Origin of the sequence: Streptomyces sp. NBC_00670 (assembly GCF_036226765.1) — a bacterium.
Taxonomy (GTDB): Bacteria; Actinomycetota; Actinomycetes; order Streptomycetales; family Streptomycetaceae; genus Streptomyces.
In genome coordinates this window covers 3,846,431-3,863,127 of sequence record NZ_CP109017.1, presented here as the reverse complement: position 1 = coordinate 3,863,127, position 16,697 = coordinate 3,846,431, and the positions used below count along the sequence as shown (strand labels likewise).

Annotated in this window: 10 protein-coding genes; 7 read left to right on the top strand and 3 right to left on the bottom strand. The window is 76.0% G+C overall.

Annotated features, from left to right (window positions below; genetic code table 11):
* Positions 1-202: 202 nt before the first annotated feature.
* The 4 genes from sigJ (at position 203) to OIE12_RS17135 (ending at position 6,709) form a co-directional block, all read left to right on the top strand.
* Positions 203-1,147: an RNA polymerase sigma factor SigJ gene (gene sigJ / locus OIE12_RS17150; protein WP_329136275.1), complete on the top strand. Its 945-nt coding sequence runs from the start codon at positions 203-205 to the stop codon at positions 1,145-1,147.
* Between the two features lie 173 nt (positions 1,148-1,320).
* The gene (locus OIE12_RS17145) at positions 1,321-2,541 is read left to right on the top strand and encodes an NAD(P)/FAD-dependent oxidoreductase (protein ID WP_329136272.1); all 1,221 of its coding nucleotides are present in this window, start codon (positions 1,321-1,323) and stop codon (positions 2,539-2,541) included.
* A 135-nt stretch (positions 2,542-2,676) separates the two neighbouring features.
* Positions 2,677-4,422, top strand: a complete 1,746-nt coding sequence (locus OIE12_RS17140; RefSeq protein WP_329136270.1) for a hypothetical protein — start codon at positions 2,677-2,679, stop codon at positions 4,420-4,422.
* Positions 4,423-4,600: 178 nt separating this feature from the next.
* Positions 4,601-6,709, top strand: a complete 2,109-nt coding sequence (locus tag OIE12_RS17135) for a TerD family protein (protein WP_329136268.1) — start codon at positions 4,601-4,603, stop codon at positions 6,707-6,709.
* Positions 6,710-6,718: 9 nt separating this feature from the next.
* On the opposite strand, the gene OIE12_RS17130 is transcribed toward OIE12_RS17135, so the two are convergent.
* Together OIE12_RS17130 and OIE12_RS17125 are read right to left on the bottom strand one after the other, a co-directional pair.
* Positions 6,719-7,375, bottom strand: coding sequence for a class I SAM-dependent methyltransferase (locus OIE12_RS17130; RefSeq protein ID WP_329136266.1), 657 nt, complete (start codon positions 7,373-7,375; stop codon positions 6,719-6,721).
* A complete protein-coding gene (locus OIE12_RS17125) occupies positions 7,362-11,141 on the bottom strand; it encodes a helix-turn-helix transcriptional regulator (RefSeq protein WP_329136264.1) in 3,780 nt (1,259 codons plus the stop codon). The genes OIE12_RS17130 and OIE12_RS17125 overlap by 14 nt, the downstream gene beginning before the upstream one ends.
* Before the next feature lie 387 nt (positions 11,142-11,528).
* Here OIE12_RS17125 and OIE12_RS17120 point away from each other — a divergent pair, with 387 nt between their 5' ends.
* From OIE12_RS17120 to OIE12_RS17110, 3 genes are all read left to right on the top strand, one after another.
* Entirely contained in the window at positions 11,529-12,191 is a 663-nt protein-coding gene (locus OIE12_RS17120; protein ID WP_329136262.1) for a helix-turn-helix transcriptional regulator, read from the top strand.
* Between the two features lie 183 nt (positions 12,192-12,374).
* Entirely contained in the window at positions 12,375-13,049 is a 675-nt protein-coding gene (locus OIE12_RS17115; RefSeq protein WP_329142011.1) for a DUF4255 domain-containing protein, read from the top strand.
* Positions 13,046-15,100: an ATP-binding protein gene (locus OIE12_RS17110; RefSeq protein ID WP_329136261.1), complete on the top strand. Its 2,055-nt coding sequence runs from the start codon at positions 13,046-13,048 to the stop codon at positions 15,098-15,100. Before OIE12_RS17115 ends, OIE12_RS17110 begins: the two co-directional genes overlap by 4 nt.
* A gap of 51 nt (positions 15,101-15,151) precedes the next feature.
* Here OIE12_RS17110 and OIE12_RS17105 read toward each other — a convergent pair whose 3' ends face one another.
* On the bottom strand, positions 15,152-16,585 hold the full coding sequence (locus OIE12_RS17105; protein WP_329136259.1) for an RICIN domain-containing protein: 1,434 nt from the start codon (positions 16,583-16,585) through the stop codon (positions 15,152-15,154).
* Positions 16,586-16,697 lie beyond the last annotated feature (112 nt).

Here is a 16,697-nt window from a genome sequence, read left to right as displayed (position 1 = left end):
GACACAAGCACCAGAAAGCACCCCATGCCCAAATTCAAGAAGTATCTGCCCCATTTGCTTGTCGCAATGACGTGCATAGCGTATGCGGTTACCGTTGGAAGCGGACCGGCCCACCTCATCGCATAAAGAAAAACCCGGTGCCCGGAGTTGCCCTCGCAACGCGATGTCGAACCGGGCACCCTCCGGCGGTTAGGATCCGTTCATGGTCCTGACCCCGCGCGACGTGGAACGGTTCGAGGCGAGTCGGTCCCGGCTGGGGGCGCTCGCCTATCGGTTGCTCGGGTCGGCGAGCGAGGCCGAGGACGTCGTACAGGAGACGTTCCTGCGGTGGCAGGCGGCCGACGCCGACCGGATCGACGTGCCCGAGGCATGGCTGACGAAGGTGCTCACCAACCTCTGCCTCAACCAGCTCACCTCCGCCCGCGCGCGGCGCGAGACGTACGTGGGGCAGTGGCTGCCCGAGCCGCTGCTCGACGGGGACCCGATGCTCGGGCCCGCCGACACCGCCGAGCAGCGGGAGTCGGTGTCGTACGCGGTGCTCGCGCTGCTGGAGCGGCTCGCCCCGAAGGAGCGGGCCGTGTACGTGCTGCGGGAGGCGTTCGGCTACCCGTACCGGGAGATCGCCGGGGTCCTCGGCATCACGGAGGCGGCGGGGCAGCAGCTCTTCCACCGGGCGAAGAAGCACCTCGCGGAGGGCAGGGTGCGCAGCGAGGTCGACGCGGCCGCCGCCCGGCGGGTCGTCGAGGAGTTCCTCGCGGCCGCCACCAGTGGCCGGACCGAGCCGCTGGTCCGGCTGCTCACGGACGACGCCGTCGCGATCGGCGACGGCGGCGGGAAGGTGCCGGCCCGCACCAAGGCGTTCGAGGGCGCGCTCGCGGTGGCGACGTTCCTGCGGGGACTGTTCAAGCCCGGCAAGGGCAAGCGCGCGCTGGTCGGCGGTTCGCCCGGGATCTGGGCGACCACCGCCAACGGGGGGCCCGCGCTCGTGGCGGCCGTCGACGGCCGGATCGTGGGCGTGCTGTGCCTGGAGATCACGGCGGACGGCATCGCCGCGTTCCGTTCCCAGGCCAACCCCGACAAGCTCGTCCGCGCGAGCCGGCGGTGGGCGGCCGGCGACCACGGGGAGCCGCTGCTCCACGCGTTCTGAGGACCGTGGGGCCGCGGCCCGGGGCCGTCCGGCCGTGCTGTGAGGTGCTTCACACCGCCGTCCTGTCAGGAAACGGCGGGCCGTCCGGTTCAAGGGGCGACACCACGACGTCCGGCGGACGTCCGACACGGGACCGCCCGGACGCCAGGAGCGCGCGAGACAGGAGTACGGACATGCAGCACCGCATCGTCGTCCTCGGAGCCGGTTACTCCGGGGCCATCGCCGCCGGACGCCTCGCCAGGCGGCTGCGCCGCGAGGACGTCGCCCTCACCCTCGTCAACGCCGAACCCGACTTCGTCGAGCGCGTCCGGCTGCACCAGCTCGCGACCGGGCAGGAGCTCAGGCCCCGGCCGTTCGCCGAGATGTTCGCGGGCACGGGCGTCGAGCTGCGGCTCGGGCGGGTGACGGGGATCGACGTCGAACGCAAGACGGTCACCGTGGCCGCCACGGACGGCACGGACGGCACGGACGGCACGGAGGAACTGGCCTACGACTCCCTCGTCTACGCCCTCGGCAGCGGTTGGACCGACCACGGCGTCCCCGGGGTCGCCGAGCACGCCGACGAACTCGCGAGCCGGGCCGGGGCGCTGCGGCTGCGCGCCCGGCTGGCCGGGCTGACGGCGGGGCAGCCCGTGCTCGTGGTCGGCGGCGGCCTCACCGGGGTGGAGGCCGCGACCGAGATCGTCGAGGCCCGCCCGGACCTCGACGTCGCCCTCGCCGCGCGCGCCGGACTCGGCGACTGGCTCTCCCCCAAGGGAGCCCGGCACCTGCGCAAGGTCTTCGGCCGGCTCGGCATCACCGTGCACGAGCACACCGACGTCACCGGCGTCGCGGCCGGCCACGTCAGCACCGCCGCCGGCACCCGGCTGCCGGCCGCGGTCACCGTGTGGACCACCGGCTTCGCCGTCCACCCGCTCGCCCGGGACACCGGCCTCGAGGTCACCGACGACGGGCAGATCGTGGTCGACGGGACGATGCGCTCCGTCTCCCATCCGGACGTGTACGCCGTCGGGGACGCGGCCATGGCGATGGGCGACGGCGGCAGCCCGCTGCGCATGTCCTGCGCCACGGGCGTCCCCATGGCCTGGCAGGCCGCCGACGCGCTCGCCGCCCGGCTGACCGGGGGCAAGCTCCCGAAGACGTCGCTGCGCTACTTCAACCAGTGCGTCTCGCTGGGGCGGCGGGACGGGCTGATCCAGTACGTCACCGCCGACGACCGCGCCGTCAGCGCGGCGCTGACCGGGCGGCCGGCCGCGCTCTACAAGGAGGTCGTCTGCCGGGGCGCGGCCTGGGGCGTCGCCCACCCGACGCTCGCCGTCCCGTCCCGCCGCCGCCCCGTCGCACGGCAGGATGTCGCCGCCGCGCGTGACCTGCCGGTCGAGGAACCGGCGTAGGGCGGCGGGCGCGGGCGCGGGCGGGGCCGGTGAGTGACCCGTCCGTCCGCGCTCGGGTGGCGGGGGGTGGGGGGCGCGCCTAGAAACGGTCATGTCGTGCTGTGTGTGCATCGGAGTAGAAGGCGACCGGCGACCATGACGATGAACCCTCCCCGCGACCTCCGCGACTCCTCCGGCACGGGTCCTTCCGGGCACGAGCCCGTACGCGCGCTCGTGCACGCCGCGGTCGCCTCGCGCTCGATGAACGAGGTGCTCGCGCTGATCGCGCTGCTGGAGCGCAGACCCGACGGCGACCGGGCCGCCCGCGAGGTCGTACGCGCCGCCACGGCCGACCGCCCGGTCGAGGACCTGGCCGACCTCATAACCCACCTGACGAACCCACCCCGCCCGACACCGGCTCCGACGACCGGCCCGGTGGCCGGTCGAGGAAGCGGCCCGACGGCCGGCCCGGAAAGCACCCCGGCGGCCGGCCCGACCGGCGGCCCGGGGAGCGGCCCGCCCGGCGGCCCCCCGGACACCACCGCGACCGACCCGGCGAACGGGCCGGTGACCGGTCCGACGGCCGGGCCGGTAGCCGGCCCGGCGGCCGGACCCGCGGCCCGCCCGGCGGCCGCGCCGGTGGGCACTCCGCTCCCCGGGCCGGTGCACACACCGGCCACGCCCCCGGCAACCGGCCCGGTGAACGTCCCGGCAATCGTCCCCACGACCGGTCCGGCCGACGTGCCGGTGGCCGACCGGACGAGCGGCCCAGCAAGCAGCGCCCCGATCGGCCCGGCGCACACTCCCGCGACGGCCCCGGCGAACGGCCGGATGGCCAACCCGACGGACGGCCCGGTGGCCGGGCCCGTGAGCGGCTCGGCGCACGGCCAGGAGGCCGGTCCGGCGAACGGCTCGACCGGCAACCCGGCGCACGGCCTCCCCGCCGGCCCGGCGGCCGGACCCGCACCCCGTCCTGCGGACAGCCCGGCGGCCGACCGTGCGACGAGCCCGGCACACGGGCCGGTGGACGGGCCGGTGGACGGACCCGTGACCGCTTCGGCGAACGGCTCGGTCAGCAGCCCGGCGGCGGAGGTCCCCGCGACCGGTCGGCCGGACGGCCCGACGGCCGACCCCGCGCTCCCTTCCGCAGACGGCCGGGCCGTGGAAGGTGCGCTCCCGGCCGGACCGGTGCGGCCGGACGCGCACCGGGAGCAACCGCCGGACGCCACCCCCGAGTTCGACTGGCTCGACGAGGAGTGGGCCGCGCGGAACGGGTACCGGACACCGGAGCGCCGGGCGCCGTCCGGCACGGACGAGAAGCACACCGGGCGCGGGCGCCAGGACGGCCGTCGCCCCGGACGCCGGGGCGACGGACCGAACGGGCCTCGGGAGCGCGGGTGGCTCACGCGGTGGCTTCGTGCCGTAGGCGGGTTCGGGGCGGCCGTCTGGCTGGGGTGGATCGCCGCGCTCGGGCTGGTCGTGTGCGGGGTGGTGCATCTGCCGTTGCGCGCCGGGGCGCCGTCGGCGTACGCGCCGGGGATCTCGCTCGGGATCAGCACCCTGTGCCTGCTGCTCGGCGCCGCCCTGGTCGTCCGCAGGACGACCGTCGCCGTGCTGGCGGCGGGCGTGCTGTTCCCCGCGCTGCTCGCCGTCGCGCATCTCACCGCGGGCCGGCTCGCCTCGCCCCTGCTCGCCGACGTCCTCGCCACCGGCGGCGACGGCGCCGCCCTCGCCGCCGCCCTGGCCGCCGTGCTCGCCCTCGCCGCCCTCCTCGGCGCACTCGCCGGGGAGGGCGGCAAGGGCAGGACCACGCGCGAGGAACCCGGGGAGTCCGAGACTCCCGGAGTCTCCAAAGCTCCCGAGGAGCCCGTGCCGGCGTCCGTGCGCGGCGACGGCTCCTGACGTGGATGTCCCCCACACCGATTTCCGCACTCCGCCACCCCGGCGGGGCCCGTGAGGGCTATGGTGCCTGCGGAGCGTTGCGTGTGTCCTACATCACTCAGCGCTACGCACAGGGGAGGCAAGGGGTCGCCGGGGGGTCCGGGCGGCCGTGCACCGTGGGGGGCGCATCGTGTACGACATGGTCAAGGGAGCCAACGTCGGTCTCGGCTCGTTGAGCGAGGACATCGGTTCCGTACTGGTGAGTCTGGGCTGGAGCAGCCCCTCGGGGGAGGGCGACGCGGACGTGTCCGTACTGCTGCTGGACTCGGGCGGCAAGGTCCGCAGTGACGCGGACTTCTACTTCTACAACAACCCGGTGGCCGCCGACGGAAGCGTGCAGCTGCTGGGCAAGTCCCCGACGGAGGACGGGGACGAGGACCGCATCACCTTCGATCTGACCGCCGTTCCGGCGGAGATCGAGCGCGTCGTCGTCGCGGCCAGCCGGGACGAGGGAGCCCTTTTCGGTGAACTGCACGACGTACGGCTGACGTTGGCGGACGCCTCCGGGGAACGGCTGCTGCGCTACTGCGTGGAGGGCGCGGAGGACGTCGGGGCGCTGCTCTTCGGCGAGTTGTACCGGCGCGGCGGGGAGTGGAAGTTCCGCTCCCTCGGCCAGGGCTACGCCTCCGGTCTCGCGGGACTGGCGACGGACTTCGGCGTCGACATCGACGACGATGCGCACGACGACGCGAACGAGGGCCCGGGCGGCCAGGACGCGAACGGGCTCCCCGCCGGCGACGTGCAGGACGTCGGGAACGCGCCCGCCGCACCAGGCGCCCAGCCGGCGCCCGCCCCCGGTCCGTTCCCGTCCATTCCCGCGCAGGCCGTCGCCGAGCGCCCGGTGGAGGCGGCCCCCGCACCGGCCCCCGCACCGGCCCTCGCCCCGGCGCCCACCGCCGCCCCGCCCGCGCGCAGACCCCGTACCGCGAAGAAGAAGGTCACCCTGCCCAAGGTGGCCAGGAAGTCGCTGGCCGAGAACGAGTCCTGGCGCACGGCCCGGCTCTTCCCCGCCTCGGCGCTCAAGAGCGACCGGGAGCGGGAGACCCGGGCGACCTCCGTACTGCTGTCGGTGATGGCGCAGGTGCCGGAGTTCGGGCGCCGGCTGACCGCCGCGTTCGGCGCGCCGGCCGGCCGCATGGAGACGTTCACCGAGGTGACCCTCCCGCACGGGGACGCCCCGCGCCGCCCCGACGGGGTGATCCGCGTCGAGCGCGCGGGCAAACTGTGGACCGCGCTGGTCGAGACGAAGACCAACGGCAACCCGCTGAAGTCCGAGCAGGTGCAGGCCTACGCCGACATCGCCGCCCGGCGCGGCTACGAGGCCGTCATCACCCTCTCCAACGACGTCGAACTGGAGGGCAGCCCGCTCGTCGACATCAAGACGGACCGCCGGCGCAAGCACAAGGTGGGCCTGTGGCACCTGTCGTGGGCCGAGGTGGCGCACCAGGCGCAGCTGCTGATCCGGCACGAGGGCGTCGGTGACGCGGCCCACGCCTGGCTGTTGCAGGAGCTCCTGCACTACCTCCAGCACGACAACTCCGGCTGCCACGGCTTCCAGAACATGGGCCCCGCCTGGGTCCCCGTGCGCAACGGCATCGACGACGAGACGCTGTGCCAGGGCGACCCGCGCGCCGTGCAGGTGGTCGAGAGCTGGGAGCGGCTGGTGCGGCAGGTGTGCCTGCGGCTGGGCGGGGAGCTGGGTCAGAAGGTGCTGCCCGTGCAGCGGGCCCGGCGCGGCACGGACGCCCGCACCCGCCGCACGGCCCTGGCCGACCGGCTGTGCCACGACGGACGCCTGGACGCCGAGCTCCGCGTCGAGGGGCTGCCGGGGGTCCTCGCCCTCTGCGCGGACCTGCGCACCGGGAGGATCCGGACCTCCATGGAGATCGGGGCGCCCGACCAGGGCTACCCGCTGAGCTGGGCGAAACGGCTGATCCGGCAGCTCGCCGAGGCCCCGGCCGACACGCACGTCGAGACCCTGGTGGCGGACGGGGCGTCCGGCCCCCGGGGCACACTGGAGCGGCTGCGCCCGGAACCGGCGGACCTGCTGCCCCGCAACGGGGCGCAGATCACCGGGTTCCGGCTGTCGCTGCTGCGCGGCATGGGCAGTACCAGGGGCACGGCCGAGTCGGGCTTCATCCGCAGTGTCGACGACTCCGTGGACCGTTTCTGCACCCATGTCGCCGTCCACCTCGACCGCAGGCCCCCGCGCGTCCGTGCGCCCCGGCAGGAGCCCGCGCCCGCGTGAGCCGCCCGTTCAGGCGGACGGGGCCCTGCGGGCCAGCAGGTGAACGCTGTCGAACTGGCGGCGGTCCGTGGGGCGGGGTCGCTGGATGGTGCGGGAGAGCTCGGTCAGGCCGTTGTCGCCGAGGAGTGCGGCGAGGTGGTCGGGGGACCAGCGGTGGGCGAGGGTGACCGTGTGGTCGAAGGACTGGGTCGGCACGGAGGGGTCCTCGGTGGCCCAGAAGGCGAGCAGGAGGTGGCCGCCGGGTGCCAGGACTCGGGCGAACTCCGCCAGCAGGGCGGGGAGTTCCGGCGGCGGGGTGTGGATGATCGACCAGCGGGAGAGGACGCCGGCCAGCGTGCCATCGGGGAGGCCGAGCGCGGCCATCGAGCCGACGTCGAAGCGCAGGGCGGGGTGGGCCCGGCGGGCCAGGCCGATCATCGCGGGGGAGGCGTCGACGCCGTACGCCTGAAGGCCCAGTCCGCTCAGGTGCGCGGTGACGTAACCCGGGCCGCACCCCAGGTCGGCGACGGGGCCGCCGCCGTTCGTGCGGACGAGCTCGGCGAAGGCCGCCAGCAGTCCGCGTTCCAGGGGGTGGTCGCGCAGCGAGTCGCGGAACATCTCCGCATAGGTCGCGGCGACCTCGTCGTAGGCGTCGCGGGTGGTGGTGAGGGCGTCAGGGGCGGCCATTGTCGTGACAGTAGTCCTTGTCGAGGGGGCGCGCGGCGGCGTTGCCGAGGGCGGTGCGGAGCTGGGCCCGGCGGCGGATGCCGAGCTTGCGGTACGTGCTCGTCAGGTGGGTCTCGACCGTGCGGCGGGCGACGTGGAGGAGGCCGGCGATCTCCGTGTTGGTGTGTCCCGCCGCCGCGAGTTCCGCGATCCGGCGTTCGCTGCCGGTGAGCGCGTCCGAGCCCGTGCGGACGGCGGCCGGCCGGCGGGCGCCGCCCTCCCGCAGGGCCGCCTCGGCCGCGGCCGCCAGCCGGACCGCGCCCCGCCGGACCGCGCGGTCGGCCGCCTCGCGCAGGGCCGCACGGGCCTGGGAGCGCTCCCCCGCCGTGATGAGCAGTCGCCCGCGCGAGATCAGCGCGGCGATCAGCTCGTCGTCGACGGGTGCCGTCCGCAGCAGCCGGACGGCCTCCTCGGCGAGGTCCAGACCGCGCCGGCCGCCGGTCGCGGCGGCCAGCACCCGCAGGGCGCGGCCCACCGTGCGGGGCGTGTTCCACACCCGGGCGAGCCGCAGCTCCTCCTCGGCCAGGGCGAGCGCGTCCCGGGGGCGGCCCAGGGCCAGATGGCACTCGGCGGCGGCGGTCCGCCACGGGGTGAGCGCCGGGCTGACCTCGTCGCGCGCGGCCTGGCTGCGTCCGCACTCCAGGAAGTCGTACACCGCGCCCGCCGGATTGCCCGCGGCGGCCCGCTGCACGCCCCGCGCGTACAGGAAGCGATTGCGCTCCGGGGAGTCCGGGGTCCGGTCCAGATCGAAGGCGGCCACGAACCGCCCGGCCTCCCCCACCCGCCCGGCCGCGACGAGCGCGAGCACGGCGTGCGCGTCGGCGACCCCCGGCTGCCGGGGCCGGCCGTCGGCCGACGCGGGGTGGGCACCGGGGGGTGGGGGGTACGCCCCCGCCGGCGCGGGGGACGCCCCCGTCGGCGCGAGGAACGCCCCGGCCGGCGCGGGGAACGGCCCCGCCGGCGCGGGGAACGGCCCCGCCGGCGCGGGATACGCCCCGGCTGGCGCGGGATACGCCCCGGCCGACGCGGGGGACGCCCCGGCCCGCGGGGAGAACTCCTCGGACGGCGGGGGGAACTCCTCGCGGAGCGGGGGGGCGTACGGCCCGGCGCCCCTCGGGGCGTTTCCGGCCCGCGCGTGCTCCGGCGGCACCTGCCCGTCCGGCTCGTGCTCCGGCGGCACCTGCCCGTCCGGCTCGTGCTCCGGCGGCACGTGCTCCGCCGGGTCGTGTCCGGCCGGCCCGTGCTCCGCCGGCCCGTGGCCCGCCGGGCCGTGGCCCATTGGCACGTGCCGGTCCGGCGCCTGACTGCCCGGCACCTGACCCATCGGCACGTGCCGGTCCGGCATCTGTCCCACCGGCTCGTGTCCCGCCGCCATCTGCCCCACCGGCTCGTGCCCCGCTGACACGTGTCCCGCCGCCGTCCGTCCCACCGGTCCGTGTCCCGTCGGCCTCTGCCCAGTCGGCTCCTGTCCCGTGGGCCCCTGCCCCACCGGCTCCTGTCCCGTGGGCCCCTGCCGCACCGGCTCCTGCCCCGTGGGCCCCTGCCCCACCGGCTCGTGCCCCGTCGGGTCGTGTCCGGCCGGGCCGTGCCCCGGCGGGTCGTCTCCCGCCGGACCGTTCGGCGTGTGGCGCGGCAGGGTGTACGTGCCGCGGGCTGCCGCGAGGTCGGCGCGGACGGTCAGGAGGATTTCGTGCACCGGGTGCAGCAGGTGCGCGCACTGGCCGGCCAGGCCGTGTTCCACGAGTTGGCCGGCCGAGTCGAAGTCGTCCGCCCAGAGGGCGACCACCGCCGCCACGGCGACCAGTAACGGTTCGCCCTCCGGGTCGGCCGGCTTCTCGAGCAGCAGCCGCAGCCGCCGTCGCGCCTCCTCCGCCGAGATCAGCCCGGCCGCCGCCGCGTGCCGTACGAGCAGGGCGCGGCCCGCCGTGCCGGCCGGCTCCGGACAGCTTTGGTCCTGCTCGGCCAGCCGGGCGTACGCCTCGCGGCGCAGCCCCCGGTCCCGCTCGGCGAGCAGCACGGCGGTGGCCCGTACGGCGCGCACCAGCTCCGGACGGTCGGAGAGCCCGTCGTCGTCGAGGCCGTGCAGCGTCTCGACGGCGGCCCGGGTCTGGCCGTACCGGGCCAGCGCGGTGCCGAGGGCGACGCCCGCGCGCACCCGGTCGGCCGGCTCGCCGGGCAGCCAGAGCGCCTCGGTGAGCCGCGGCACGCCGGTGGCACGGACCGCCGCGGGCCGCCCGTCGGACCGGGTCCCGGCCGGTCCGACGGGCGGCAGCCCCGGCGGCAGGCCGGGCTGCGCCCCGGACCACGCCGAAGACGGGCCCCCGGACCACGCCGACGACAGACCCCCGGCCCACCCCCCGGACTGCGCCGCGGCGAACTCCAGGGAGCCCAGTTCGGTGAGGACCCGTTGCCGTACGGGCTCGGACAGCGGTTCCCGCAGGACCCGGCGCAGGAAGTCCGTGGCGTCCTCGACGCGCCCGTCGCGCGCGGCCTCGTGCGCCGCGTCCCGCAGGACGTTGACGATCCAGGGCCGGTCCGCCGTGTCGGTCCGCAGCAGCTGCCGGGCGACGGCCTCCGTGTCGTCGCCCCGGCGCCACAACGTGTCGGCGGCCGCGAGATGCGCGGCCCGGCGCCGGCCGGCGGGCCAGCCGTCGAGCACCGCGTCCCGCAGCAGCCGGTGCGCCCAGCGCGGCCGGCCGGAGGCGTCCGGGTGCAGCAGGCCGAGCCCGGTCATGGCGGTGAGCCAGCCGGCCACCCGCGCGGCGTCGGCACCGGTCATCCCCGCGAGCAGCTCCGCGAGTTGCGCGGTGAACGCGGGATGGGCGGGTGCGTGGGCGCGGGTGGAGCCGTGCGGCGAGGCGGGGACGGGCGGCCCGTCCGTGCCGTCCGTCCAGGTCTCCTCCAGCGCGGCGAGCGCCCGGGCGACCTCGGTCGTACGGGGCCCGGCGCACTCCAGCCACCAGGACACCGCCGCCCGGTACGCCCCCGGGTACAGCAGCGCGGAGGAGTCCGGCACGGCGACGGCCCCGCTGTCGCCGAGGTCCCCCAACAGGGCGTGCAGCAGCAGCGGATGGCCCGCCGAGGCCCGCACGCAGCTCTCCGCGCACGACCAGCGCCCGCACTCGGCGAGCGAGCGCACCAGCAGCGCCGTGGAGCGGGCGGACAGCGGGGCGAGGGTGTGGGTGCGGACCAGGTCGGGCGGGAGGGGGTGGGCCAGCCCGGGGGCGGGCGGGGTGATGTCGTACTGGCTGCGTTCGGTCACCAGCAGCAGGACCGGTAACTGGTCGATCCGCCGGGCCGCCTCCACCAGCCAGCGGCGGGAGGCCCCGTCGGCCAGGTGCACGTCGTCGATGGCGATCAGGACGGGGGAGTGCTCGGCGAACTCGCGCAGGCGGTGCAGCAGCCGGGTGGTGACGACCCGTTCGTCACCACCCCGGAAGGGCGCGTACTGGCCTGGTTCGGGGCAGCCGGGGACGTCGGGCACGGGGCTCAGCAGGCGCATCAGGGAGGCGAAGGGGTGGGCACCGTCGACGGCGGAGCAGCGGGCGAGCATGACGCGCATGCCGTGCGCGGCGCCGTCCCGGGCGGCGGCCTCCAGCACGGCGGTGCGGCCGGTGCCGGTGGCACCGCGCAGCAGGACGAGCCGGCCGGTGCCGGCGCGGGCACGGGCCGCCTCGGTGGCGATCAGCTCGCTCACGTCCCCGCGCTCGGTCAGCGGTCCGGGCATGTGCGCCTCCTTTCGGTGAACGGCTCCCCCGACAGCCTCGGAAAACTCCGCGAAGCCCACCGGAGAACGGCGGGAACACGGGCGGAACTTCCGGAGATTCGGGGGGAACTCCCGAACAAGGGGACGAGCAACCGGGGGCCGAGGTGCCCGGACGTGCCGTACATCACGTGGGCGGGCGGTCCGTTTTCCTGTCCCGGGGGCCCATGGACGTACGGGTCGCGCCGGTGTCCAGTGAGGTGGGGCGCACCGCGCCACCACGACGGCACGACGGCACGCCCGTTCTCGTGGTGTGCCTCGTGGTACTCCACGATTGCCCCCGCATCCCTTGCCGGGAAGCCTGGAGGATCCGCCGGGAGAGCGGCGGACCACGCGACAGGGGAGTCAGGGATGCGCAGCTCATTCGGTACGACGGACGACGGTCCGGGGGGACCCGTGCACCGGGTGCCCGTCATCGTCCACGCCCCGGACCCGATCTCCCGGGAGGGCGTGCTCAGCCAGCTCCGCCGGCACCCCGAGATCGACCTGCGCACGGAGAGCGGCCCCGGCACCGTCGCCCTCCTGGTGGACGACTCCCTCGACGAGGCCGACCTGACCCGGCTGCGCCGCATCGTGCGCAGCGAGGGCGCCCGCGCGGTCCTCGTCGTCGGCGGGATCCGCGAGGCGGAGCTGCTGGACGTGATCGAGTGCGGGGTCGGCGCCATCGTCTGGCGGCACGAGGCGACCGCGCACCGGCTGGTGCAGGCCGTGCTCTCCGCCGCCCGCGGCGACGGCGACCTGCCCGCCGATCTGCTCGGCCGGCTCATCGACCAGGTCGGCACCCTGCACCGCGGCGCGGCCGGCCACCCGGCCACCCCCTCCGTCGGCCTCGTGCCGCGCGAGGTGGACGTCCTGCGGCTGGTCGCCGACGGGTTCGACACCTCGGAGATCGCCGGCAAGCTGTCGTACTCCGAGCGCACCATCAAGAACGTGATGCATGGTCTGACCACACGTCTGCATCTGCGCAACCGCGCGCACGCCGTCGCCTACGCCCTGCGCGAGGGCTACATCTGACGGGCCCGGAATCCGACGCCCCCGGAGGACGCGGAGGCGAAAAGGGCACCCCCGGGCGGCCCCCCGGGGCACTCCACTCTGCCCGCACGCCGTCCCCGCGGACCCGGCGGCGACCGGGAGCGGGCAGGCACGATGGAAACGGCCGGCAGCGGCCGGAACAGGTACGACGGCGGGAGCGCGACGGTGATCCACGAGGTGGACGAGGTCCTCAAGGACCTCCTCGGCGGCGGCGCGCTCGCGGGATCCGGCGTCGACATCGCCCTGGACGCCCCGACCCGCGACTGGGCCGCCCGCCGCAACGCGCCCACCCTCAACGCCTATCTGTACGACATCCGCGAGGACGTCACCCGGCGGCACCGCGGGCACATCTCCGTCCGTGACGAGCGGGACGTCGTCGTCAAACACCGTCAGCCGCCGCGCTGGTTCCGGCTGTCGTACCTGGTGACCGCGTGGACCAAGCGGCCGCAGGACGAACACCGGCTGCTCTCGGCGGTACTGGCCACCCTGCTGCCCCGCGAGACGCTGCTCCCCGCCGAACTCCCGGGCCCGCTGCGCGCGCTGGGGCTCTCGGTGCCGCTGTCGGTGGCCGGGGTGCAGACCGAGGCGCGCTCGCTGGCGGAGATCTGGTCCGCACTCGGCGGGGAACTGAAGCCGTCCGTGGACCTCGTGGTCACCGTGCCCTTCCCGGCGGTCCCCGAGTACGACGCCGGACCGCCGGTCACGGAAGGGGCCGTGGTCCGTGTGCGCGACACCTCGGGCGAGCCCGACATGGAGACGGCGCAGCGGACGGGCCGGACCCTGGAGGAACGGGGCCACCGCCCGCACCGGATCGCGGCGCGCACGGAGCGCGAGCGGTGACCGCACCCGTCCACGGCTCCACGGATCCCGGTTTCGCCGCACACCCCGCCGACCCCGCGGGAGCGCTGCTCGCCCGGCTCGCCCGGCTGCGGGAGCGGGTCGCCCTGCTGGTCGACCGGCGCGCCGCCGACGACCCCACGGCCGACGATCCGCTGCGCGGGCTGTACCTGTCGGAGGAGGCCGTACGACGGCACCTGCTGCTCGCCGCGGAGACCGGCGGCGGCGAGGCGCCCGCCGGACGCGCCGCCGACGCTCCCCCGCCGCCCGGTGACCGGTTCACCGGGCTGGCCGCCCGGCTGGGCCTCGGCGAACTGGACGCCGCCGTGCTGCTCCTGGCCCTCGCGCCCGACGTGGACCGCTCCTTCGAGCCGCTCTACGGCTACCTCAACGACGACGTCGGCCGCCGCCGCGCCACGGTGGGCCTCGCGCTCGACCTGTGCGGGGCGCCGGCCCACCGGGCCGGGGCGCGGGCCCGGTTCCACCCCGCGGCGCCGCTGACCGCGCGCGGACTGCTGGTGGTGGAGGAGGCGGAGCGGCCCTTCCTGACCCGGTCGCTGCGCGTGCCCGACCGGGTCGTCGCCCATCTCCTCGGCGACGACACCCCCGACCCGGAGCTCACCCCGCATCTGCGCCCGCTGCCGTACGACCACCACGAGGCGGCGGAGGACGGGGAGTTCGCCTCCTTCACCGGCCGGCTGGCCGCCCGCCTGGCGGCACCCGGCCCCGGCGCCGTCTATCTGCGCGAGCGGCGGGAGGGCGAGGGGACCGCGTGCGCGGCGGCCGCCCTGCGCGCGGCCGGGCTCGACGCCCTGTGCTTCGGCGGACCCGACGACCACGTCGCCGCGCTGCTGCGCGAGGCCCGGCTGAGCGGCCGGGCGCTGCTCGTGGCCCCGCTGCCCGCGGACCCCGGCCCGCTGCTGCGCGAGCTGACCGCCGCGCCCGACGTGCCGGTGCTGCTGGCGGACACCCGCCCGTACGACCCGCACTGGTGCCCGCGCGACCCCCTCGTCCTGGACGCGCCCCGCCGCCGCACCGGCACCCTCCCGGCCTGGGCCGCAGCGCTCGGCGACCCGGCCGGCGCCCCCGGTTTCGACCTCGCCGCCACCGTCGCCCCGTACCGGCTCGGCGGGGAGCGGCTGGAGCGGGCCGCGCGGGCCGCGCACGGCCTGGCCGCGTTCGACGGGGCCGCGCTGACCGCCGGTCATCTGCGGCTCGCCGCCCGCCAGCAGTCCGCCTCCGGCCTGGAGAAGCACGCCCGGCGGATCCGCCCGGACGTCGACTGGAGCGACCTCGTGCTGCCCGCCGCCCCGCTCGCCCAGCTCCGTGAGCTGGCCCTGCGCGCCCGGCACCGGGAGCGGGTCCTCGGCGACTGGCGGCTCAGCGCGGGCGGCGGCCGGGGCCGGGGCGTGCTCGGCCTGTTCGCGGGCGAGTCCGGCACCGGCAAGACGCTGTCCGCCGAGGTCGTCGCCGCCGAACTCGGCCTCGACCTCTACGTCGTCCAGCTCTCCTCCGTCGTCGACAAGTACGTGGGCGAGACCGAGAAGAACCTGGAGCGGATCTTCACCGAGGCCGACCGCACCGACGCCGTGCTGCTCTTCGACGAGGCCGACGCGGTCTTCGGCAAGCGCTCCGAGGTCAAGGACTCGCACGACCGGTACGCCAACATGGAGAGCGCCTATCTGCTCCAGCGGCTGGAGTCGTTCGACGGGATCGCGCTGCTCACCACCAACCTGCGCGCCAACATCGACGAGGCGTTCACGCGCCGGCTCGACCTGGTCGTCGACTTCCCGTTCCCCGACGCGGGGCAGCGGATGGCGCTGTGGCGGCACGGCCTGGAGCGGGTGCCGGTGGCGGACGGGACGCACTCCGGACTCGGCGCGCTCGCCCGGGAGTTCGAGCTGGCCGGCGGATCGATCCGCAGCGCGGTGGTGACGGCGGCGTACCTGGCCGCCGGGCGGGACGCGGTGGTCACCCCGGCGGATCTGCTGGAGGGGGCGCGGCGCGAGTACCGCAAGGCGGGGCGGCTGGTGCCGGGCGAGGGCTCCTGGTAGCGCCCGCCCCCGTGACCGGGTCCGGCTCCACCGGGGCCGGACCCGCCCGGCTCACTCCTGCTCGGCGGGGTCGATGATCATCCACTCCTGGTCGTCGTCGTTGGAGCAGTCGAACAGGGTGAGGTTGGTGCCGTCGCCCCCGTCGCTCAGCCCGGCGACGTCCAGGCACTTGTCGTCGCTCGCGGCGTTGCGGATCCAGTAGGCGCCGCTGTCCTGCCGGTCCAGCCACCACAGCTGGTTGTCGGCGGTCGTGCCGTCGCACGGGTACTCGGTGATCGCTGACGGGACCGGCGCCGCCCCTTCGCCCGGCAGGTCCATGCAGAGCTGGTCCTTGTCGTTGCGGATCTGGAAGAGGTCGGTGCCGGCGGGGCCGCCCTTGCGGTCGATCACCTCGAGGTTCCACAGCTGGTTGTCGGCGTCGGTGCCGTCGCAGGTGTACTCCTCCACCTGGCCGTCCTGCGTGCCGCTCTCGAAGCCGGGGATGTCCGCGCACTTGGAGGTGGTCGTGTTGCGCAGCAGGATCCTCGTCGCGGGCACCACGGGTTTCACCTTGTGCTCCGGGGCCTTGGCGCCCCCGCCGCCGCCCCCGCCGCCCCCGCCGCCTCCGTCGTCGCCACCGTCGCCGGTGTCCTTGTCGCCGTCGGACCCGGGCGGGGCGGACGACTTCGGCGGGGCCGGCGCGGAGGGTGCCGGCGGGGGCGCCATGGCCGCGCCCGCCTCGGCCGGCTTCTCCGCGGCACTCGTCCGCACCGACGGCTGGTAGGCGATCCACAGCATGAGGAAGGTGAGGCCGAGGGCCAGGAACAGGCCGCAGGCGGTGGCCAGCCAGCGGGGCAGGAATCCCCGCTGGACGTACGTCCCCTCGGCCGGCAGCGGATCGGTGCCGGACCGCACGACGTTCAGCGTGTACGGCCGCTGCTCCTTGGACCCGAACCAGATCAGGCGCCGCGGCTTCAGCGTCGCCTTCACGAAGGCGGCGCGGCCGGGCCCGATCCGTACGTTGCCGGGGTGGATGGTGTAGGACAACTGGTCGCCGGTGTCATGGCCGTTGACCGACGCCGTCACCTCGGTGTTGCCCAGATTGTCGATGGCCAGCCTCGGCCGCCCCCGGAACCGCCCCTTCACGGTCGGCGGCACCAGTTCGGCGCGCAGCTCCGTGAACGGGGTGATGGTGAGGTTGCCCTCCGGGACGGTGGTGGCCTCCGGGTGCTCGGTGGGGGTGATCCGCACCGCGTACGGGTTCGGCCCGGCCGGGGCGTCGGGGGTGCGGGGCGGGGCGAAGGTCAGTTCGACGGTGCCCGTCGTGCCCGGGTAGAGCCGCAGGGTCGCCGGTTCCACGACGGCCCAGGGGGCCACCTCGCCGACCGCCTCGAAGCGGTACTCGTCGACGACGTCACCGGTGTTGCGCAGACGCAGCCGTACCCGGGTGCTGCCCCCGGGGTCCACGGTCGCCGAGGCGGGTTCCAGGGAAGTCCACAGACTCATGCGGCCAGGCTACGAACAGCCGCGAAACGGCACGGCGCGGACAGGGGCGGGCCGCGTGCCCGAAGGGCCGGCCGGCACCGGCCGCCCGGCCCTCGACGGGACCCCCGGGAGT

Coding starts and splice junctions, on each gene's coding strand:
- OIE12_RS17120 (WP_329136262.1), top strand. CDS start 11,529: ATGCGCAGCTCATTCGGTACGACGGACGACGGTCCGGGGGGACCCGTG.
- OIE12_RS17145 (WP_329136272.1), top strand. CDS start 1,321: ATGCAGCACCGCATCGTCGTCCTCGGAGCCGGTTACTCCGGGGCCATC.
- OIE12_RS17135 (WP_329136268.1), top strand. CDS start 4,601: ATGGTCAAGGGAGCCAACGTCGGTCTCGGCTCGTTGAGCGAGGACATC.
- OIE12_RS17140 (WP_329136270.1), top strand. CDS start 2,677: ATGACGATGAACCCTCCCCGCGACCTCCGCGACTCCTCCGGCACGGGT.
- sigJ (WP_329136275.1), top strand. CDS start 203: ATGGTCCTGACCCCGCGCGACGTGGAACGGTTCGAGGCGAGTCGGTCC.
- OIE12_RS17130 (WP_329136266.1), bottom strand. CDS start 7,375: ATGGCCGCCCCTGACGCCCTCACCACCACCCGCGACGCCTACGACGAG.
- OIE12_RS17125 (WP_329136264.1), bottom strand. CDS start 11,141: ATGCCCGGACCGCTGACCGAGCGCGGGGACGTGAGCGAGCTGATCGCC.
- OIE12_RS17105 (WP_329136259.1), bottom strand. CDS start 16,585: ATGAGTCTGTGGACTTCCCTGGAACCCGCCTCGGCGACCGTGGACCCC.